Source organism: Desulfoluna sp. CYM3A, from assembly GCF_056829965.1.
Map to the genome: position 1 here is coordinate 1,222,480 of NZ_CP186556.1, position 20,359 is coordinate 1,242,838.

22 protein-coding genes and 1 pseudogene are annotated in these 20,359 nt (G+C 60.5%); 12 read left to right on the forward strand and 11 right to left on the reverse strand.

What is annotated here, in order from left to right:
- Positions 1–113: 113 nt before the first annotated feature.
- From ACOYW1_RS06495 to ACOYW1_RS06505, 3 genes and pseudogenes are all read left to right on the forward strand, one after another.
- Positions 114–1,152 (forward strand): annotated as a pseudogene (locus tag ACOYW1_RS06495) (GMP reductase).
- 205 nt (positions 1,153–1,357) lie between these two features.
- Positions 1,358–1,921: a BON domain-containing protein gene (locus ACOYW1_RS06500; RefSeq protein WP_482422140.1), complete on the forward strand. Its 564-nt coding sequence runs from the start codon at positions 1,358–1,360 to the stop codon at positions 1,919–1,921.
- A 296-nt stretch (positions 1,922–2,217) separates the two neighbouring features.
- Positions 2,218–3,018, forward strand: a complete 801-nt coding sequence (locus tag ACOYW1_RS06505) for an alpha/beta hydrolase (protein ID WP_482422141.1) — start codon at positions 2,218–2,220, stop codon at positions 3,016–3,018.
- On the opposite strand, the gene ACOYW1_RS06510 is transcribed toward ACOYW1_RS06505, so the two are convergent.
- Positions 2,999–3,478, reverse strand: coding sequence for a GNAT family N-acetyltransferase (locus ACOYW1_RS06510; RefSeq protein WP_482417022.1), 480 nt, complete (start codon positions 3,476–3,478; stop codon positions 2,999–3,001). The genes ACOYW1_RS06505 and ACOYW1_RS06510 overlap by 20 nt on opposite strands.
- Positions 3,479–3,588: 110 nt before the next feature.
- Complete coding sequence (locus tag ACOYW1_RS06515; protein ID WP_482417021.1) at positions 3,589–4,122, reverse strand: class I SAM-dependent methyltransferase; 534 nt, start codon at positions 4,120–4,122, stop codon at positions 3,589–3,591.
- 284 nt (positions 4,123–4,406) lie between these two features.
- Here ACOYW1_RS06515 and ACOYW1_RS06520 point away from each other — a divergent pair, with 284 nt between their 5' ends.
- From ACOYW1_RS06520 to ACOYW1_RS06560, 9 genes are all read left to right on the forward strand, one after another.
- The gene (locus ACOYW1_RS06520; protein WP_482422142.1) at positions 4,407–4,841 is read left to right on the forward strand and encodes a GntR family transcriptional regulator; all 435 of its coding nucleotides are present in this window, start codon (positions 4,407–4,409) and stop codon (positions 4,839–4,841) included.
- Entirely contained in the window at positions 4,826–5,092 is a 267-nt protein-coding gene (locus tag ACOYW1_RS06525) for a hypothetical protein (protein WP_482422143.1), read from the forward strand. The genes ACOYW1_RS06520 and ACOYW1_RS06525 overlap by 16 nt, the downstream gene beginning before the upstream one ends.
- On the forward strand, positions 5,022–5,846 hold the full coding sequence (locus ACOYW1_RS06530; protein WP_482422144.1) for an aminotransferase-like domain-containing protein: 825 nt from the start codon (positions 5,022–5,024) through the stop codon (positions 5,844–5,846). Before ACOYW1_RS06525 ends, ACOYW1_RS06530 begins: the two co-directional genes overlap by 71 nt.
- Positions 5,847–6,147: 301 nt before the next feature.
- Positions 6,148–6,741: a DMT family transporter gene (locus ACOYW1_RS06535; protein WP_482422145.1), complete on the forward strand. Its 594-nt coding sequence runs from the start codon at positions 6,148–6,150 to the stop codon at positions 6,739–6,741.
- Positions 6,698–7,060 carry an EamA family transporter gene (locus ACOYW1_RS06540; protein WP_482422146.1) on the forward strand — a complete coding sequence of 121 codons (363 nt, stop codon included), beginning with the start codon at positions 6,698–6,700 and terminating at the stop codon, positions 7,058–7,060. The genes ACOYW1_RS06535 and ACOYW1_RS06540 overlap by 44 nt, the downstream gene beginning before the upstream one ends.
- A gap of 24 nt (positions 7,061–7,084) precedes the next feature.
- The gene (locus ACOYW1_RS06545) at positions 7,085–7,282 is read left to right on the forward strand and encodes a hypothetical protein (RefSeq protein WP_482422147.1); all 198 of its coding nucleotides are present in this window, start codon (positions 7,085–7,087) and stop codon (positions 7,280–7,282) included.
- Positions 7,283–7,302: 20 nt separating this feature from the next.
- The gene (locus ACOYW1_RS06550; RefSeq protein WP_482422148.1) at positions 7,303–7,692 is read left to right on the forward strand and encodes a hypothetical protein; all 390 of its coding nucleotides are present in this window, start codon (positions 7,303–7,305) and stop codon (positions 7,690–7,692) included.
- 222 nt (positions 7,693–7,914) lie between these two features.
- Entirely contained in the window at positions 7,915–8,241 is a 327-nt protein-coding gene (locus ACOYW1_RS06555; RefSeq protein ID WP_482422149.1) for an aspartate/glutamate racemase family protein, read from the forward strand.
- Complete coding sequence (locus tag ACOYW1_RS06560) at positions 8,238–8,453, forward strand: hypothetical protein (RefSeq protein ID WP_482422150.1); 216 nt, start codon at positions 8,238–8,240, stop codon at positions 8,451–8,453. Before ACOYW1_RS06555 ends, ACOYW1_RS06560 begins: the two co-directional genes overlap by 4 nt.
- Positions 8,454–8,860: 407 nt before the next feature.
- Here the strand turns inward: ACOYW1_RS06560 and ACOYW1_RS06565 are convergent, their stop codons facing one another.
- The 9 genes from ACOYW1_RS06565 to eno all read right to left on the reverse strand — a co-directional run bounded on the left by ACOYW1_RS06565 (position 8,861) and on the right by eno (position 20,269).
- On the reverse strand, positions 8,861–11,083 hold the full coding sequence (locus tag ACOYW1_RS06565; RefSeq protein WP_482422151.1) for a methyl-accepting chemotaxis protein: 2,223 nt from the start codon (positions 11,081–11,083) through the stop codon (positions 8,861–8,863).
- Between the two features lie 10 nt (positions 11,084–11,093).
- Complete coding sequence (locus ACOYW1_RS06570; RefSeq protein ID WP_482422152.1) at positions 11,094–12,158, reverse strand: type 2 periplasmic-binding domain-containing protein; 1,065 nt, start codon at positions 12,156–12,158, stop codon at positions 11,094–11,096.
- Between the two features lie 157 nt (positions 12,159–12,315).
- Complete coding sequence (locus ACOYW1_RS06575; protein ID WP_482422153.1) at positions 12,316–12,768, reverse strand: hypothetical protein; 453 nt, start codon at positions 12,766–12,768, stop codon at positions 12,316–12,318.
- A 398-nt stretch (positions 12,769–13,166) separates the two neighbouring features.
- Positions 13,167–14,684, reverse strand: coding sequence for a 2,3-bisphosphoglycerate-independent phosphoglycerate mutase (gpmI, locus tag ACOYW1_RS06580; protein ID WP_482422154.1), 1,518 nt, complete (start codon positions 14,682–14,684; stop codon positions 13,167–13,169).
- A 15-nt stretch (positions 14,685–14,699) separates the two neighbouring features.
- Complete coding sequence (tpiA, locus tag ACOYW1_RS06585; protein WP_482422155.1) at positions 14,700–15,446, reverse strand: triose-phosphate isomerase; 747 nt, start codon at positions 15,444–15,446, stop codon at positions 14,700–14,702.
- A 233-nt stretch (positions 15,447–15,679) separates the two neighbouring features.
- Positions 15,680–15,886, reverse strand: a complete 207-nt coding sequence (locus tag ACOYW1_RS06590) for a hypothetical protein (RefSeq protein ID WP_482422156.1) — start codon at positions 15,884–15,886, stop codon at positions 15,680–15,682.
- Complete coding sequence (gene glpK, locus ACOYW1_RS06595) at positions 15,798–17,171, reverse strand: glycerol kinase GlpK (protein ID WP_482422157.1); 1,374 nt, start codon at positions 17,169–17,171, stop codon at positions 15,798–15,800. The genes ACOYW1_RS06590 and glpK overlap by 89 nt, the downstream gene beginning before the upstream one ends.
- A gap of 163 nt (positions 17,172–17,334) precedes the next feature.
- On the reverse strand, positions 17,335–18,042 hold the full coding sequence (locus ACOYW1_RS06600) for an MIP/aquaporin family protein (protein ID WP_482417011.1): 708 nt from the start codon (positions 18,040–18,042) through the stop codon (positions 17,335–17,337).
- 952 nt (positions 18,043–18,994) lie between these two features.
- Positions 18,995–20,269 (reverse strand): phosphopyruvate hydratase, encoded by a 1,275-nt coding sequence (gene eno, locus ACOYW1_RS06605; RefSeq protein WP_482417010.1) that lies wholly within the window; start codon positions 20,267–20,269, stop codon positions 18,995–18,997.
- Between the last annotated feature and the right edge of the window lie 90 nt (positions 20,270–20,359).

The following is a 20,359-nucleotide window of genomic DNA, read 5'->3' on the forward strand; positions in this document are numbered from 1 at the left end:
TAGACTTATTCAGGCTGTTGTTTCAGATGGTTTTGTCGTTGCTGCACGAGCCCGTGCTGCGTGTGGCCTCTTGCAATATCGCCCAACCCATACACGGAAGGATGAGGTGTGCCATGCGAATCGACAACGAAGTGAAACTCGGGTTCAAGGATGTGCTGATCCGTCCAAAGCGCTCCACCCTGAAGAGCCGGTCCCAGGTGGAGATGAACCGCACCTACCTGTTCCGGCACAGCCAGACCACCTGGTCCGGTGTGCCCATCATCGCCGCTAACATGGACACGGTGGGCACCCTGGCCATGGCCGCGGCCCTGGCAAAGCACGGGGCCATGACAGCCCTTCACAAGTATTATTCGCCGGAGGACCTCAAAAACTTTCTGGCGCGCCAGGATGATTCCATCTTCGACCACATCATGGTGAGCACCGGGACCATGGATGCGGATCTGGAGCGTTTGAAACAGATCGTTCATGTGCTGCCGCTTCTTAAATTCATCTGCATCGACGTGGCCAACGGGTACACGGAAAACTTCGTGGACGTGGTCCGAAGGGTGCGGGACCTTTTCCCGGACAAGGTGATCGTGGCGGGCAACGTGGTGACAGGGGAGATGGTGGAAGAGCTGATCCTCTCCGGGGCGGACGTGGTCAAGGTGGGAAGAGGGGTCGGTCTGCACCACCCGTGTGAAAACCGGGGTGGGGTATCCCCAGCTTTCGGCCATCATCGAGTGCGCGGACGCCGCCCACGGCCTCAAGGGGCTCATTGTTGCCGACGGCGGGTGCACCTGCGCCGGGGATATTGCCAAGGCCTTTGGCGCGGGCACCGATTTTACCATGCTGGGGGGGATGCTGGCGGGCCACGACGAATCCGGCGGGCAGATCCTCGAGGAGAACGGGGAAAAGGTGGTGACCTTCTACGGCATGAGCTCCCGGGACGCCATGGAAAAGCACAGCGGCGGGGTGGCCGACTACCGCGCCTCCGAGGGCAAATCCGTGACGGTCCCGTACCGGGGGGCGGTGGAAGACACCCTGCTGGACATCCTGGGGGGCCTTCGATCCACCTGCACCTACGTGGGCGCGGCCAAACTCAAGGAGCTCTCCAAACGCACCACCTTTATCCGGGTCATGGAGCAGCACAACCGGGCCTTCGGGGATGAGTAGCCTTGACCTTGCCGCTTTTTGAAAAGTGGGCTATCGTCGGGCTGACATGGTGGTTGTTCCCACAGGCGTGATCTCCGTCACAGGGGACGATCCAGGCACCATGGTATGGATGGAATGTTTGAATCGCCTGTCGATACGCTTGTGGGTCGGTCCGCTCCGGACCTTCCGTCGGCGGGCAATGTCTTGTTTTGGAGGGTTTGGCTGTATGCCGATGCGATGGATTGCGGTATCTCTTTTTCTCTTGTGTGCGGGGTGCGCCCCGATTGTGGTGGGAACCGGCGCCACAGGCGTCTACAAAAGCGCTTCGGATAAACGTACCTTCGGCAACCAGGTGGACGACGCCACCCTCACTGCCCGGGTCAAGACCGCCCTTGCCGAATGCCGGGAGGTGCCCACCTTCTCCGTGGACGTGGACACCATCGAAGGGGTGGTGACCCTCACCGGCATCGTGGACAACGAGGGGGTGGCGCGCAATGTGGAGGCCGTGGTCCGCAAGGTTTCCGGGGTCAAGGATGTCAACAACCTCCTGCAGGTGGGCCCCACCAGCATCGGGCAGGCCCTGGACGATAAGGTGGTGGGCATCAAGGTGAAGTCGGAACTCATCGCCTCACCGGACGTGGATGCCCTGCACATCGATGTGGACGTCAACAACGGGGTGGTGACCCTCACAGGCGTGCTGAAGAGTGCAGCCATGCGCGATGAAGCCGTTCGCCTGGCCGACCGCCTCGTGGGCGTCAAGCGCGTGGAGAACAACCTTGTGGTGAGATAAGCAACGCGGGCCATCATGGCTGTTTTTTTGTGGAGCGCCGCACGGCAGTGCGGCGCTTTTGTTTTGCGGCAAAGCCCGGGGTGTCCGTCTTTGGGGCCACTTCTGACCGGTGGTTGACAATTTCCTTGCTCACTGTGAATTTTGCTGGAAATTGAGTGTATTATCATGGATTGCCTTGAATTGTCCTTCCTTCTTTGCTACCTCCATCTATTCCTGAGATTTTATCGTGTAACCGGATAAGGCACCGTTTTTTTGGAGGTGCCGACCCATGGGTTGAGGTGTGAGCAGGAGGAAGGATGCTGGAGCGAATCGACACGTTCGACTCCCGGTTTGTGGCGCCGCGCCATGTGGACGTGTGGCTGCCGCCGGGCTATGACAAGGGGGGAGGGGCCCGGTACCCCGTGATCTACCTGCAGGACGGGCAGTACAACTGCCTGCCCGCAAGCAACCTCATGGGCTGGGGGCTCTGCGATACGGCAAGGGGGCTCATCGAGGACGGGGTGATTCCCCCGGTGATCCTGGCCAACATCTGGAACACACCGGATCGCTGGCGGGAGTACGTTCCCAAAAAGCCCGTGGAACGGTATGTCTCCGAAAAGGAGAAAGCGTCCATCCGGCGGCGGGGCAAATGCCCCACCTCGGATCGTTACCTGAGATTTCTTACCGAAGAGCTGATTCCCCACATGGAGTCGGCCTATCCCCTTATCACCCGCCCCGAAGCGCGGTTTGCCATGGGCTCCAGCTTAGGGGGCATCATCTCTCTGTACGCGGTGTGCGAGCATCCGGACCTGTTTTGCGGGGCCGGCTGCCTCTCTTCCCACTGGCCCCTTTACGAGGGCTCCACCCTTCCTTACATGGCAGATACCCTCCCTGACCCCGCGTCTCACCGGTTTTACTTCGATATCAGCACCGAAGCCCTGGACGCCAAGTACATCCCCTACCACAGCCGCGTCCGGGACATCCTGGCCCGAAAAGGGTACCGGGAAGGGGAAAGCTGCATGAACCGTGTCTGGAAAGGCCACGACCACTCGGCCACCTCCTGGGGCAAACGGGTCCATGTGCCCCTGACCTTTCTCCTTAGAGGGGGCTCGCCATAAACAGGGTCTGCTCGGTGTCGTCGTTGCCCGACAGGGTGGAAAACCCCATGGATTGGTAAAGGGAAAAGGCCCTGGTGTTGTTCTCGTAAACCTCCAGGGTGAGCTTGCAGCACCCTCTCTTTTCGGCTTCGTCGCGGACGGCGTTTAACAGGGTCTTGCCCACCCCATGGCCGCGGAATCGGCTGCTTACCCCCAGATCGTGGATGTTGAGCGAAGGCATGGCACGAAAGGTGGAAAACCCTTCCACGGTGACGGCAAAACCCGCGGGCTGCTTCTCTTCATAGGCGAGGAAGACCACCACGTCGTTTCGTTTTTGGATCGCCTCCACAAGGTTTGCGGGGATCGGGACATCGCTGGGGGTCCCGGCTGTTCCCAGGCTGCGGGTGTATTCGGTGAAAAGGGCGAGAAAATCGGCGGCCTCTCCTTCGTGGTCGAGGCGGGTGATCAAGACGTCTGACATGGTACAACTCCCTGTGTGACTTTTGGTTAAAACCTGTTTGTTAAACTTTTTAAACGTTTGGCCCCCCGCCCCAGGCAGGGCCGCCGGAGGCAACGGCTTCATGGTGCCGGTCAGGGCTCGGGGCGGCATTGAAAGTAACGGTCCGTGGATCGCTGGATGGCAAAGTGACCTGAGTCGAGGATTTTTTGCCGTGCAGTCTCTTTGGGCTGGTGGCCGCTGTCGATGTAGAGGACCCCTTCCGGCACCAGAATGCGCCGGATGTCCGAGAGCATGGCCGTGGGGTCCTTGACCATGTGGAACATGTCCATGGCATACACGATGTGGACGCTGTGGTCGTCCAGGGGTGTCGCATACCCCCGGGTGAGCAGCCCCATGACGTTGGTGAGCCCCATGCGAAACGCCCTCTCGTTGACAGACTGGATGGCCAGGGGGTGGAGGTCCACGGCCGTCACCAGCCCTGTTTTCCCCACCCGCCGGGAGGCGGCCTTGAGGTAAGAGCCCGGACCGCACCCGTAATCCACCACATGCATCCCTTCCATGATCTCGAATTCCGCCAGGATATCCGTGCGCCTGCTGAACAGGTCCTTGACCCGGAAGGCCACCGTCATGAGCCTGAAAGCCGTGTTGGAAAGGTGCTCTTTCATGTTTTTTCCTTTTGGTCACTGTTCAGTTCAAACAAGCCTTCGCCAGTAGATGAGATCCGCCTGCACCCGTGGCTGCGTGTCACCATTCAGGACTGCTGCGCCACACGCGAGGGCCGGAGGTCTTAGCGATCCCCTGCCTACGATGGATCAGAACAGGCCGCCGGTCAAGACGGGGAGTGCATTTATCTGTGTCCTTTGAATGAATGATATGAAAAACTGTGCCCATTGAAAATGAAACCAACTGTATCTTTAGGCCTTCAGGATAAGTGGGGTAGGGTATCGTCATGAAAGCAAACGTTGCAGAGAAAAAAGGGGAGCAGCCCCTCTACGAGGAGGTGGCCGGGCGCCTGGCCCTCATGGTGAGGGAGGGCACGTTCCTGCCCGGTGAGAAGGTACCCTCCATCCGGGCCATGAGCCAGCGGTTGAAGGTGAGCATCAACACCGTGAAGACCGCCTACGGCCTGCTGGAGGACCGGCGGGTCATCGAAGCACGCCCCCAGTCCGGTTACTACGTGTGCGCACGGCTTCCCGAGATTCCCCGGGAGCCGGATGTGCGGCGTCCCATCCTTAATGCCGCAGCCGTGGAGGCCGGAGAGATGGTCTCCCGCATCATGCGGGATGTGAACGACCCGAGGAGGGGCGGGAGTTCGGGGCAGCCATTCCCGACCCGGCCATTCTGCCGTCTGAAAAACTGGGACGGATCATGGCGGCCGAGGTGAGGCGCACCAAGGGCCACGGCACCGACTACGCCATGGGCAGCGGCCTTCCAAAGCTGAGGCACCAGATCGCCCGGCATATGCTCAATGCAGGGGTGACCCTGTCTCCGGACGAGATCCTCATCACCTCCGGGGCCTCGGAAGGGGTCTCCCTGGCCATGAGGTTGGTGGCCCGGGGACACTGTGGTTACCGGCGCCCCGGTCTATTTCAACTTTCTGCAGCTCTTCCGGGAGCTGGGTCTCAAGGTCCTTGAGATTCCCTCATCCCCCGTGGACGGGATCCATCTGGACGCCCTGGAGCGCGCCCTCTCCCGAAACCGGGTGAGCGCCTGTCTCCAGGTGACCAACTTCAACAACCCCTTAGGGGTGTCCCTTTCCGAGGAGAAGAAAAAAGCCCTGGTGGCTCTTCTGGCACGGTACCAGGTGCCCTTGGTGGAAGATGATATCAACGGCGACATCGCCTTTGAGGGCCGTCGCCCCGGGGTGTGCAAGGCCTACGACAAGAGCGGTATGGTGATCCTCTGCTCCTCTTTTTCCAAGACCCTGGCCCCGGGTTACCGGGTGGGGTGGATGGTTTCGGGTAGGTTCCAGGAGCGCATGCAGCGCCTGAAGATGGTCTCCTCCCTGGCCACGGCCCTGCCTCCCCAGCTGGCCGTGGCAGAGTTTCTGGCCAACGGGGGCTACGAACACCACCTGCGGGGCCTCAGGCGTACCTGCGCCCAGCGGGTGGCCGCCATGGGCGAGATGGTGGGGGAGACCTTCCCCGAAGGCACCCGGGTCACCCGGCCCTGGGGCGGGTTTACCCTCTGGGTGGAGATGCCCCAGGCCGTGGATTCCCTGAAACTCTATGCCGCAGTGGAGCCCCTGGGCATCACCGTGGCCCCCGGTGCCCTGTTTTCCCTCGGCGACACCTACCAGCACTACCTGCGCCTCAACGCCGCCGCCTTTACACCGGAGACCCGCTGGGCCCTCAAGGCCGTTGGGGACGCTGCCCATGCGCTGGTGTAATGGACTCAAAAAGCGTGCCTCCGGCGGCGAGGTGAGCCACCTCGAAAGCTTATAGCCATTGCGCTTTGCCCTTCGTTCCTCAGGGCAAAGCGCAATGGCCTTCGGCTCGGGCTGCGCCCGACATAAACGCTGATGGTTTATGTTAGCTGCTTTATAACCTCGAAGTTATATCGGTTTTTTAAAACCTGTTTGTTAAACTTTTTAAAAGTTTAGCCCCCGGCAGGGCCGCCGGAGGCCTTTTTTTTCGATTTTTACGACCAACAACGTGATGGATGCTATGCGAAATGTAATGTTTTATGTGATGACGATTCTGATCTGGGGCTCCACCTGGCTGGCCATTACCTTTCAGCTGGGGCGCATCGACCCCATGGTGTCGGTGACCTATCGGTTTTCCCTGGCCGCGGTGCTTCTTCTCCTGTGGTGCGCCCTGCGGCGTTTGCCCATGCGATTTACGTGGAAAGAGCATTTGGCCATGGCCGCCCAGGGTGTTTTCCTTTTTGCCTTGACTTATGGTTGTTTACCTGTAGTCTCACATCGCAATGTGCTTCTGGAAGCGGCGAGATTTCCCACGGTGATGGTGATGAACGTGGTGAACGGGGCCTTGTTTCTCAAGAGCCCCGTGGACGCCAGGGTGGTGGCGGGGGGCGCGTTGGGCCTTGTGGGTATCGGCCTGGTGTTCCGGCCGGAGCTTACCTCGTTTCACTTCGGGGACAGCGGGGCCAAAGGGCTCATGCTCTGCTTTGCAGCTACTTATCTTGCCTCCATCGGCAACATCCTGTCCGCCCGCAACCAGAAAGCAGGGCTCCCCGTGGTGCAGACCAACGCCTTCGGCATGCTCTACGGAGCCGCTCATGCTGGGGCTGTCCGCGTTTCTTGGGCGTTCCTTTGCCTTTGAGGTGACCACGGCCTATGTGGGCTCCCTGGTCTATCTGGCGGTCTTCGGGTCCATCGTGGCCTTTGGCTGCTATCTCTCCCTTATCGGCCGCATCGGGGCGGATCGGGCGGCTTATGCCACCCTGGTCTTTCCGGTGGTGGCCCTGGTGATCTCCACCATCTGGGAAGGGTACCGGTGGAGCGGGTATGCCTTCAGCGGTGTGGCCCTGATTCTTTTGGGGAATCTCCTGTTGCTCAACCGAAAAGAGGAAAAGAAAACGTGTCAGGCAGGCCGTGCCGCAACACCTCCCGCCACTTCCCCTGATACTCTGACAGCCTGAATTTTTAGAAGGGACCAATGAACCATGGACATGCTGCTCCAGCTGTGGGGAGGCTCGTTTTACCTCGTCAATAAAATGCTGTTTTCATTTGCCGAAGGGGCTGGCGAGCGTGGGGCTCGCCAGCTGAAACTGTGGGGTTGGCCTCATCGCAACATTCTCGGGGTTCCTGCCTGGGTGACGATTTTGATCCTTAAGCACACAACTGGATTGCCGCATCCATAGAGGCCGGAGGCGTCCCTGCCATGGTGCTGGGCCTGCTTCGTGTGTACCAGGGCAGCGGAGAGAGCCACGGAACCCTTGACGGGGTGGCCACGGTCAGCACCTACGGGTTCATGATCCTTGGCGTGGGGTTCAGCCTGTACGATTACCACGGCGTCACCTCGCTTTCCCAGGTGCTGGAGATGGGGGTGATGGTGGGGTTCCTGCTGGGGAGCTACCTTCTGGCAAAGGAGAGGCACGTGGGGTGGCTTTTTTTCATACTGATGAACGGAAGCATGGGCACTCTGATGCTGCTTCAGGGCAAGCCCATCCTCGCGATCCAGCAAGGGGTGTCCCTCTGTTTTGTCGTGTACGGCTTTGTGGGTGCCGTCAGAAGAAATGCGGGCGGAGATTGCGAGGTCATCGTCGACTAAAGGGAATAATAAGGTCCCACGCCCCGGCAGGGCCGCCGGAGGCAAGTGAAAGGAAGAGAACTCACGAAAACGATTCCGATCGTCGGCGCAAAATGAGCTGGGAATCCACCGCCGGTTACTACAAAGCCATCAATGAAGGGGTCAAGGAGGCCCTGGGCGGCCTTCACTCGGCCAAGATCAGCCTGTACAGCGTGGATTTTGAAGAGGTGGAGGCCCTTCAGGATGCCGGAGCAGCCGCGTACGCTGCCGGACTTCTTCGGCCGGGCCGCAACCTCAGTGGAGGCTGCGGGCGCGGACTTTCTCATGATCTGCACCAACACCATGCACAAGGTGGCCGAAGAGGTCCAGGCGCGCATCGCCATTCCCCTTCTTCACATCGCCGATGCCACGGCCGAGGCCCTGGCCGCCGACGGGATCTCCAGGGTGGGGCTCTTGGGGACGCGCTTTACCATGGAAGAGGATTTTTATACAGAAAGACTCAACCAGAGGTTCGGCCTTGAGGGCGGACGCACCCGGATGACCGGGGCCGTGGGGATGTCCACAACGTGATCTACTCGGAACTCTGCCGCGGTGAGATCAACCCCTCCTCCAGGGAGCGCTTTGTGGAGATCATCGAAGAACTTAAAGACAAAGGGGCCGAAGCCGTGATCCTGGGGCTATGGGAGATCGGCCTGCTGGTGGGGCCGTCAGATACCCCGGTGCCCCTCTACGACACCGCGGCCATCCATGCGGCCAAAGCCGTGGCGTGTGCCATCGGGTAAGAAAAGCGCCTCCGGCGGCCAGGTGGGGGCACCTGGAAACCTTGTGGCGAATGCATGAAGACCGCCATTCTGCCTGTGTTATCGGGGCATTCGCGTGGGATATGATATGGTGCAACCGGTGTTGCAGGAGAGGCCCTTTCCGTTTATTTGGAAACCGGTTGGTATTACAGCTTGATATGTGGGCTTCTGTAGGGTGCGCTTGCGCACCATGGGTTCGGAAAATCAACCCTTTTGCCGATTCTGTGTTTCGCAAGGGGAGCCTGTGCATGGCTTTTTATGGGTGTCGTGACCCTTTGGTGGTGCGCAAGCGCACCCTGCCTTGCATATCCCCTCCCCACATACATTAAGGATTCGCCCCCGGCAACGTTGCCGGGGGCTTTTTTATTGTTTTTATGTGGTGTGTTGTATCAGATCCTGAATTTTCCCACCTGCTCCTGCAAACCGCCGGACAGGCCGGTGACGTCTTCTGCATGGGTGTTGACCATGTCGCTGCTGGAGACGAGGGTGGCGGCGGTGTGGCTGACCTCGGTGATCTCCCGGGCGATCTGGTCGGCAAAGCGCGCGCCGTCTCGGGCCTGGTCGTTGACCAGGGCGATGGCCTGGGAGGACTGGGCCAGGTTGCCGGAGATCTCCCGGGTCGTCACAGACTGCTCTTCGATGGTGGTGCCGATGGTCTGGATGATCTGGTCGATCTCATGAATCGTCTGGGCCGTGGCGTTCATGCCGGCGGTGGTGTTTTTGGCGGCATTCTGGATGCCCACGATCTGTTCGTTGATGCGGGTGGTGGCTGCCCCGGCTTCGTGGGCCAGGGTTTTGATCTCGTTTGCCACCACGGCAAAGCCTTTACCGGCTTCCCCGGCCCTGGCCGCCTCGATGGTGGCGTTTAAGGCCAGCAGGTTGGTCTGGCCGGAGATGTCATCGATGGTCTGGGAGACCTCGCCGATCTCCTTGGCGGCTCTGCCCAGGGTCTCCATGAGCTCCTTGGCCCGGTGGGTCTCGCTGACGGCGGTCTCTGAGATGGAGCGGGCGGTTTCTGTTTTTCCGGCAATCTCGGCGATGGAGGCGGTCATCTCCTCGGTGGCCGAGGCCACGAGGTGGGCCGTGGACGAGGCGTCGTTGAGGGCCTCTGCCATGCTCTCGATGTTTCCACTCATGTCCGAGGCGGCCGTGGCCACGGAGTGGAGCTGATGGGACATGCCGTCTGCTCCCTTGGTCATCTCTCCTGAGATGGAGAGCAGCTCCTTGGAGGCCGAGCCGATGGTGCCGGAGCCCCCGGCAATATCGCGGATCATGCCCTGGAGCTTTTCGAGGAAAGAGTTGAAGAGGGTGGCCAGCTCTCCAATTTCGTCCCGTGCCCCGTAGGAGAGGCGACCGGTGAGGTCCCCGTCGCCCTGGGCGATGTCCGCCACCATGGTGATGACCTGCTTTAAGGGGACGGTGATGGAGCGGGTGATGAAAAAGGCCAGGACCATGCCGATGAGGACGGCCACGGCTCCCACGACCATGGCGATGCGCGACAGGGTCTCTGCGGAGTCACCAAGGGTTCGGGAGCGAGAGCCCGCGATGTCCATGGCCTCCCGGTAGATGCCCTCCACGGCCTCGCCGATCTCCCGGGCCGAAGCGCCCATGGTGGCCTCGGCCTCTTCGATGATCCTCTCTTCGCCAAGGACCTCTGCAAAGGCATTGGCGTAGGCATCCAGCTGCTCGGTGGCCTCGGTGACGTGGGTCTGGGTGATACCGGCGCCCTTGAGCTGGTCCGAGAGGGTGGTAACGGCCGTGCGGGTGGCCTCGGCATCCTTTTCTTCTCCGTAGAGGAGGTAACTTTTCTCATGGGTGCGGATGGCCAGGAGGAGTTTTCCGGCCATGGGCACGTAGACATCGTTTAAGGAGGCTTCGATGTTCTCCCGGGTGGTGACCATGATTTCGTAGAAGTACTCGTCGTCGTCCAGCTGCTCCAGGGCCCCTTTGTAAAGGCCCAGCTGCTTGGCCTGGTAGGCCTTGCTTTCGGCGCTGCAGGTGGAGCGGTTCAGGGCCGCTTCATAGGCATCGATGCTGTTGACGAGGTTCTCCCTGGCGTCGGCAAAGGTGGTCTGCTTGAACTCCCTCTCGCAGATCCAGAGCCGCAGAAAGGCGAGGTAGAGGGTCTCCACCTGGTGGCCTTTCATCTTCTCTTCCAGGATAGCACCCGCCTTGTTGAGTTCTCCCTGGAGACCGGAGTGGGCATCGGCCCCTTTGCGCTCCCAGGCCGAGGCAAGTTCCAGAAAAGAGGCCAGGTAGTGTTCGGCCAGGTCCTTGACCCGGTCGGATTTTTCAGCGCTCTTCAGGTAGCCTGCCTGTCTGGCCAGGGTGTTGATGGCGTCGGCTTCGTCCTGGAGCTGTGCGATGCCCTCCTTCAGGGTTGCCAGGGCAGCTTCGTCCCGGCTGGCGAGGAAGCGGCTCTGGAGTTCCCGGCTTTCGATGAGCAGGGATTTGACGTCGGCCGCGTTTTCAGCAATTTTCAGCTCCACCGCCATGAGGTTTCCCACGCTTTTCACCGTGGAGCGGACGCAGTACTGGTAGATACCGATGACACCTAAGAGCAGGAAGATGACAATGCCGAACCCTCCGCCCAGTTTGTAGATCATTTTCATGGCTGCCTCCTTATCCCCTGTGTTTCCAGGTCTCGATGAGTTTGTCGTAGGGCATGGTCTTTCCCTTTTCATCCGGCACGGGCGCCTTGGGGGCTCCGGGCTGGTTCAGCCAGTAGTCGCGGGATTTTTTTGGGTTGAGCTTCGGCGAGTACCGGGGAAGCTCCATGGCTGCCATGAGGTCCTCCATGGCGTGGGCGATGTTGTCCATGGCCTGCTGGGCGGTGATCTCTCCGGCCACGGCCATGCCCACGTTTTTGGCCCACTGGGCTGAAAGGGAGGGGTAGTGGGGGACGTTGGGACCGGTGTCCGTCCACCGGTTCTCCACCGGGGAGCGGTAAAAGGTGATGAGGCCGCCGAATTTTCCTTCGTAACGGTCCAGTTTGGGCGAGAAGATGGTGCTTTTGCGGATGGGGGTTTTGTTTTCAAGGAACTTTTTCATGCACACCGACTTGGAGACGCAGAACTGGGCCCAGAGCCAAGCCGCCTTCCGGTGCTTGCCCGTGACCGAGTGTTTGAGGATGGTCCAGCTGCCGGTGTCCTGATAGCCCACTTTCATGCCCTCTTCCCAGTACTTGCCGTGGGGGGAGGGGGCCACGCGCCACAGGGGGTTGCCCTTGCTGTCCGTTACCCGGCTCTCCGGGTTGGTGTAGGCGTCTTCGGAGAGCCAGGTGGTGTACTGGAAGATGCTCTGGGCGATGCGGCCCTTGGAGGGAACAATGCCCGCCACGAAAAAGTCCATGTACTCCCCGTACGGGGGGGCATAGGCCTTCATCCAGTGGATGTATTTTTCCATGGCATAGACAGCGGCCGGGCCGTTGGTGGCACCGCCCCGGGCCACGGTGGCCCCCACGGGGATCTTGTTCTCCACCCGGATGCCCCATTCGTCCACGGGAAGCCCGTTGGGCAGGCCTTTGTCGCCAGCCCCTGCCATGGAGAGCCAGGCGTCGGTGAAGCGCCACCCCAGGCCCGGGGATTTTTTTCCGTAGTCCATGTGGCCGTACACTTTTTTGCCGTCGATGGTCTTGCCGGTGAAAAATTCGGCGATGTCTTCGTAGGCCTGCCAGTTGATGGGCACCCCGAGCTCGTAGCCGTAGCGTGCCTTGAACTCTTTTTTGAATTGCGGGTTGGTAAACCAGTCGTAGCGGAACCAGTAGAGGTTGGCGAACTGCTGATCCGGGAGCTGGAGCTGATGGCCCTCGTAGTCCTGGCCGAACTCCAGGTTGAGGAAGTCATCAGCTTCCCAGGCTGGTTGTAGTCGACGGCCCTTCCCCTACAAAAGCTTTGAAGTCCAGGGCACTGTCGCAGTGGCCGATTGTTGCGGTCGAAGATGTTGGACTGCTCTTCTGTCGGTCTCCATCGGCCGCTGCCGTCCACCTCACCTTCCCCGATGATGTCCACCCGGACCTTGATGCCGGTGATCTCGGTGAAGGCCTTGGCCAGCACCGCCGCCTCCCACTTGTGGGTGGGGATCCCTTCGGCGCAGTCGCCATCTCCATGCCCTTGTATGGGGCGGCCGTCCGGGCGAACCAGGCGAGCTCGACTTGTTGGGCCTGCCGTGACAGCGCCGAGGGTTGAAGCGCTTTGGCCCATGTTTCGATCTTCCCGGCCTCTGCCCGGCCGGGGTGTGCGGCCAGCAGGAGCATCATGGCCAGGATGGTGAACCCGTGTTTCTTTGTGTTACGCATACGTCTTTCCCTTTCCCATTTCAGGTTGCCGAAGGGTCCGGCAGGGCCCGAAGGCATCGTCGTATTACCGTGTACTAAAAAACAGATACCTCATATTTAGAAAAATTATATGGTGTAGCTTATGTTTGGATAAGCTAAATTTACTTGCTGCGTCTGTGCTAATGTTAGTGTGTGTTTAATACTACCCAATATTGAATTAAAAATCAATGAAATCATCCATCAATTGGACTTGTCAGGGGTCTGTCAAGGGGGCGTGTGCTGTTATGCTGTTGTGTATTTCTATGTATTGTGCGGGGTTGATGTAGTAGGAATTAAGTAAAAAATAAAAAGGGTGTGTTCTTGTGGTAGGTAATGTGCGGGGAGGGTGCCGGGGCGTTGGGGTCCGCCCCGGCTCAGGATCAAGCCAACAGGCTTTGACCGGTCATCTCCTCGGGTTGGGGTATCCCCAGGAGAGACAGGATGGTGGGGGCGATGTCGCAGAGGCGACCTCCGTCCCGCAAAGAGGGGGTGTCGGCGCCCAGGAGAATCAGGGGCACCGGGTTGGTGGTGTGGGCGGTCATGGGGTTTCCTGTGATGGGGTCCACCATGATCTCCGCGTTGCCGTGGTCGGCGGTGATGAGAACCGCTCCGCCGTTTTCCGTGGCGGCGGAAACCACCCTGCTCAGGCAGTCGTCCACGGTTTCAAGGGCCTTGACGGCCGCCTTCATGTCGCCTGTGTGGCCCACCATGTCCGCGTTGGCGAAGTTGAGTACGGTCAGGTCGTCCGGGGAGGCTGCGAAGCGCTCCACAAAGGTGTCGGTGAGCTCGACGGCGGACATCTCCGGTTTCAGGTCGTAGGTGGCCACCTTGGGGGAGGGGATCAGGAGCCTGGTTTCCCCCGGGGATTCGGCCTCCACGCCGCCGTTGAAGAAGAAGGTGACGTGGGCGTACTTTTCGGTCTCGGCGATGCGCAGCTGGGTGCGTCCGGCCTCGGCCACCACAGTGCCCAGGGGGCGCTTGGGGGTGACGGGCCCGAAGGCAACGGAGGTGCCCTTGATGTCGGCATCGTATTCGGTCATGCAGACAAAGTGGACGTCCCGTTTTTCCCGCTGGAATCCTTCAAACTCATCATCCACAAAGGCGCGGGTGATCTGGCGCGCCCGGTCCGGGCGGAAGTTGAAGAAGATCACGGCGTCGCCGTCGCGGATGGCCCCTTCGGTCCCTTCAAGGAGCAGGGGTTCGAAGAACTCGTCGGTGTCGCCCTTGGCGTAGGACGCTTCCACGGCGTGGGCGGCTGTTGCGGCCCGGGCCGGTTCGTTACCGGTGAGGGTGTCGTAGGCGTATCGGGTTCTCTCCCAACGGTTGTCACGGTCCATGGCGTAGTAGCGGCCGCTCAGGGAGGCCAGGGTGCCCACGCGCATGGTGTGGAAGGTGTGCTCCAGCTCTTCGATGAAGGAGAGGGCGCTCTGGGGCGGGGTGTCCCGTCCGTCCAGGATGGCGTGGACAAAGACCTGCTCCACCTTATTGCGGGCGGCCATGTCCAAAAGGCCCTTGAGGTGGGCCATGTGGCTGTGGACGCCGCCGTCGGAGAGGAGACCCATGAGGTGCAGGGCCTTGCCCGGCTCCTTGGCGCGGTTTACGGCTTCAAGCAGGGCCGGATTTTCAAAGAAAGAGCCGTCCTCGATGGCATGGGTGATGCGCGAGAGGGACTGGCGGACGACACGGCCGCAGCCGATGTTGAGGTGCCCCACCTCGGAGTTGCCCATCTGGCCTGGAGGCAGCCCCACGTCCTCGCCGCTGGCGGCAAGGGTGGTGTGGGCGGCTTCGGCCATGAAGCGATCCATGTTGGGGGTGTCAGCATGCTGGACGGCGTTGTAGCGGCAGGGTTTCCCCTCTCCCCAGCCGTCCAGAATGACAAGTGTCACCGGTGTGTTCATGGGTACTGCTCCTGCTCAGAAAGTGGTCAGACGGTGAAAGCTTGCCGGGTCGAGGCTGGCGCCGCCCACCAGGGCACCGTCGATGTCGGTTTCGGCCATGAGCCCTTCGATGGTATCGGCGTTGACGCTGCCTCCGTAGAGAATGCGCAGTGCGTCGGCTGCCTTCTGGCTGTACAGGTCGGCGATGATGCCTCGGATGGCCGCGCAGACCTCATTGGCGTCGGCGCTGCTGGCGGTTTTGCCGGTGCCGATGGCCCAGATGGGCTCGTAGGCGATGACCACGCCGGTGACGTCGGCCTCGGCAATACCTAAAAGGCCGTTGACGACCTGGGCCTTGATGACGTCTGCGGTGCGGCCTTCTTCGCGTTCTTCCAGGCTTTCGCCGCAGCAGAGGATGGGGGTGATTCCGGCCTTGAGGGCGCAGATGGTCTTTTTGTTGACCGAGGCGTCGGTCTCTGCGAAAAGCTGGCGACGTTCGGAGTGGCCGAGGATGACGTAGGACGCGCCTGTGTCGTTGATCATGGCCGCGGAGATCTCACCGGTGAAGGCCCCTTGGGCTTCGTAATGCATGTTCTGGGCGCCGACGGCAACGCCGGTTCCGGTAAGGGCGTCGGCCAGGGGGTAAAGCAGGGGGGCAGGGGCGCAGAGCAGGGTGTCGACCCCTTCTCTTACAGGGTTTTCCCCCAGGTAACGGGCAAAGGCCATGGCCTCGTCCAGGGTTTTGTTCATTTTCCAGTTGCCGGCAATTAAGGGGGTTCTCATGACACTCCTTTCAGGGGTGGTTCGGGTCTGGCAGGTGTGGCGCCCGGCGATGCCTGCGCCGCGATGTTCGCAAGGGGCAGGGGGATGCTATAAATGCACTGCACCGGGTAAGAGGGGAAGGTGCGTTGCACGGGCGCCACGGATTCAGCGGTCCCGGTGGTTGACGCCCCGGATCGACCGGCCATGTCAAGCAGTCTTTCCGGGGCGACAACCAGGGATAGGCAAGGCGTTTGTTACTTGAACGCCATGGAGGCTTTGACGGCTTTCTGCCAGCCTGCGTAGAGGCTGTCGCGGGTGTCGTCGTCCATGGCAACTTCAAAGGTCTTGTCCTTGTTCCACTGGGAAGCGATCTCAGCGCGGTTCTTCCAGAAACCGACGGCCAGGCCGGCCAGGTAGGCAGCGCGGGCAGTGGTTGTCCACGATGACGGGACGCTCAACATCTGCGCCCAGGATGTCGCTCTGGAACTGGAGGAGGAAGTCGTTGCCCGTTGCGCCGCCGTCCACACGGAGGGTCTTGATGGAGATGCCGGAGTCGGCTTCCATGGCGGAGAGGACGTCTTTGGTCTGGTAAGCCAGGGACTCCAGGGTGGCACGGACGAAGTGCTCTTTGGAGGTGCCGCGGGTGAGGCCGAAGACGCAGCCGCGAACGTCGCTGTCCCAGTAGGGGGTGCCCAGGCCAACGAAGGCGGGGACCACGTAGACGCCGTCAGTGGATTCCACACGGTCGGCGTACGCCTGGCTGTCCTTGGCGTCGGCAAACATGCGCAGGCCGTCACGGAGCCACTGGATGGCGGAACCGGCAACAAAGACGCTGCCTTCAAGGGCGTACTCTACCTTGCCGTTTACACCCCAGGCGATGGTGGTGAGCAGGCCGTTTTCGGATTTAACCGCTTTTTCGCCGGTGTTCATCAGCATGAAGCAGCCGGTGCCGTAAGTGTTCTTGGCCATCCCTTCTTCGTAGCAGGCCTGGCCGAAAAGGGCTGCCTGCTGGTCGCCTGCGATACCGGCGATGGGAATTTCGTAGCCAAAGAAGGCGTTGGGGGCGGTGGTGCCGTAAACGTCGGAAGAGGGGCGAACCTCGGGGAGCATGGACGCGGGAACGGTGAGGGCTTCCAGGAGCTCTTCGTCCCAGGCAAGGTCGTAGATGTTGTACATCAGGGTACGGGAAGCGTTGGAGTAATCGGTAACGTGGGCCTTGCCGCCGGTGAGCTTCCAGGTGATCCAGGTGTCGATGGTACCGAAGAGGAGGTCCCCTTTTTCGGCCTTGGCGCGGGCGCCTTCCACGTTGTCCAGGATCCACTTGACCTTGGTGCCGGAGAAGTAGGCATCGATGAGCAGGCCAGTCTTGTCGCGAACGGTGTCGTTCAGGCCTTTGGCCTTGAGCTCATCGCAGATGCCTGCGGTCTGACGGGACTGCCAGACGATGGCGTTGTAAATGGGGTTGCCGGTGTTTTTGTCCCATACCACGGTGGTTTCACGCTGGTTGGTGATACCGATGGCTGCGATGTCGTCGCCGGAGACGTCTTTGTTGGCAAGGAGTTCGGCCAGGACAGACTGGACGGAAGACCAGATCTCCAGGGCGTCATGCTCTACCCAGCCGGGCTGGGGGAAGATCTGGGTGAACTCTTTCTGGGTTACCAGCTGGATTTCGCCTGCTTTGTCGAAGAGGATGGCACGTGAGCTTGTGGTTCCCTGGTCGATGGAGATGATGTATTTTTTTTCCATGATTGACTCCTCAGTATGGGTTGTGCGCGGAGGGCCCCCGAGGAACCCCCTGCGGACCGGACAGCCGCAGGGTGGTTTCGGTTAGACGGAGGAACCGTCCGCTGTGTTCATTTGCTCTTTTGTTCGGTGTGCAGCAGGGGCCGGAATCGGCCTCCTGATCTTCCTACATGACGATGGCCTTGTAAAGCAGGGCACCGGCAACGCCGCCGATGATGGGCCCGACAACGGGGATCCAGGCGTAGCCCCAGTCGGAGTCACGCTTGCCTGCGATGGGCATGAAGAAGTGGGTAAGGCGGGGACCCAGGTCCCTGGCGGGGTTGATGGCGTAACCTGTGGTACCACCGAAGGAGAGGCCGATGGCGGCAATGAAGAAGCCGACGATGAGGGGATTCAGGCCTTCGGAGAATTTGTTGGCGCCGATGCCCAGCAGGCCGAAGACGAGGATGGCGGTGCCGAGGATCTCGCTGAAGAGGTTGGCCATGGGGTTGCTGATGGCGGGACCGGTGGCGAAAACACCCAGTTTGGCGTCTTTGTCTTCGGTTTCAGCCCAGTGGGGGTAGTAGTGCAGGTAGACCAGGGTAGCGCCGATGAAGGCCCCGATCATCTGGCCGGCGATGTACATGGGAACATCAGCCCAGGGGAAGAGGCCGATGGTGGCAAGGCCGATGGTAACGGCCGGGTTAACATGGGCACCGGAGTATTTCCCCACGAGGTAAACGGCGAAGGCTACGGCAAAACCCCACCCAAGGGTGATTACGATCCACCCGGAGTCCTGAGCTTTGGATTTGTTCAGTACAACGCCTCCAACAACGCCGCATCCGAACAGGGTCAAGATCAATGTTCCAATCAGCTCTCCCAGAAAACTAGACATACTCTTTCCTCCAAATCATCTCTTTAAGAACGTCAAGAATTTCGCCCGCCTCCATTGCCGGGCATATCGGTTTCCCGTCAAACGTAGCGTTGCGCGAGAAACACTGTTTGTTTGATGTATATTCGAAACCGAAATAAATCAAGTTAAAAATATTCGAATGTGAAAATTTTATCGTTGATGTTTGGTGACTTATAAGGGAACTGGTATGCAATGAGCGATTTTGAGGCGGGATTTGGCGCGGCGTAAAAAAGGGTTTGTCTTTGGCATTTATTGAGAAAAACGGATGACAAGAGGGTAACCCGTGTTCAGGTTCGGTCTCAGGGGAGGAACATTTTCATTGTGAAAATTTTCGTTCGGTTTGATGTTCGATAGTGAACATTTGAACGAAAAATTTAAAATCGCGAACAGAAAGGGGGAAACAGGGGTGAAGCCGGATGTTCGGGGGAGAAGGGGACGCTGCTAAAAGGGGCCCGGCAGGGAACCGATCCGTTTTCAGCGAACGTGGAAAAGGGCGGGCGTGCAGCTGGCGGACGGGTGTTGCAGCTCGGCTGCACGCTCCTTGGTGGGGGCCGGACACATCCGCACCGATGTGTGCCTTTCCCCTGAAAATGGCCGTTGAACGCCCGGAAAACGCCTTGCGCCAGGCATTTTCCGGCCGTCTCGGGCATGGGGCAGCTACCCCTGTACAGGGGGCCTGCATCCCGAAAAAAGGGTGGCAGCGGCCCGGCAAGGGGCGGCCACGGAACCCTGCTGGTGGTGAGGAGAACCTGCTGGGTGAGCCGTGGAGCGCCGCCCCTGCCGCAGGAGGCTGCTCTCGGGGCGTGAACACTAAGGTGCGCCATGCAGTCGTCCGGGAAGATGCTGTCCCACCGGGGCTTGCTGTTCCGGTGGGACGGCATGCAACGGCCGCAACGGGATGCTCCTGTTGTTATCCACGTCCCGTTACTGTCGGTTACTTGACGAAGGCCGGTCGGGAAAGACGGGCGGCAGCGCCCAGCTCTTCGGCGATGCGCATGAGCTGGTTGTACTTGGCCACGCGGTCGCTCCTGGAGAGAGAGCCGGTCTTGATCTGGCCCCCGGAGATGCCCACGGCAAGATCGGAGATAAAGGTGTCCGAGGTCTCACCGGAACGGTGGGAGATGACCGTGGAGTACCCGGCCGCACGGGCCATTTCAATGGCGCGCAGGGTTTCGGTGACTGTGCCGATCTGGTTGAGCTTGATGAGGATGGAGTTGGCAACCCCAAGCTCGATGCCCTTGGCGAGGATGGCGGGGTTGGTGACGAACAGGTCGTCGCCCACGATCTGGATCTTCTCGCCCATGCGCTGGGTCATGAGAGCCCAACCGTCCCAGTCGCCTTCGGCCAGGCCGTCTTCGATGGAGACGATGGGGTAGGTGGCCACGAGGCGTTCGTAGTAGGCCACCATCTCCTCGGAGGTGAGGGCCTTGCCTTCGGCTTCCAGTACGTATTTTCCGTCTTTGTAGAACTCACTGGCTGCGGCGTCCAGGGCCAGGACCACGTCCTTGCCGGGGACATATCCGGCAGACTCAACGGCAGCGATGATCAGGGCCAGGGCCTCTTCGTTGGAGCCCAGGTTGGGGGCAAAACCCCCTTCGTCGCCCACGCCCGTGGTGAGCCCCTTCTCCTTGAGCAGGGACTTGAGGTGGTGGAACACCTCGGCGCCCATGCGGATCGCTTCGGCTGCGGTGCCCGCGCCTGCAGGGATGATCATGAACTCCTGGATGTCCAGGCTGTTGGTGGCGTGGGAGCCGCCGTTGACGATGTTCATCATGGGCAGGGGCAGCTCACAGGCCGCCATGCCGCCCAGGTAGCGGTAGAGGGGAAGGCTGTAGGCGTCGGCTGCTGCGCGGGCCGCGGCCATGGAGACACCCAGCAGGGCGTTGGCACCCAGCTTGGATTTGTTTTCCGTGCCGTCCAGCTCGATGAGGGCCTCGTCCAGGGCCACCTGGTCTGACGCGTCCAGGCCGATGACGGCCGGGGCGATGATGGCGTTGACGTTTTCAACGGCAGTGAGAACGCCTTTGCCAAGGTAGCGCTTGGGGTCCTTGTCCCGGAGCTCCAGGGCTTCGCGGGTACCGGTGGAGGCACCGGAAGGAACGGCAGCGCGGCCGGTGGCGCCGCAGTGAAGGGTGATGTCCACCTCAACGGTGGGGTTTCCTCGTGAATCCAGGATTTCGCGTGCAACCACGTTGGTGATCTGAGTCATGTCATACCTTCTTTATCTTATATTAAGCGGCGACGGGAGATGCCGGGGAGCCCATGAGCAGGCACCCCCGGCTCCCACCACCAGATGTTT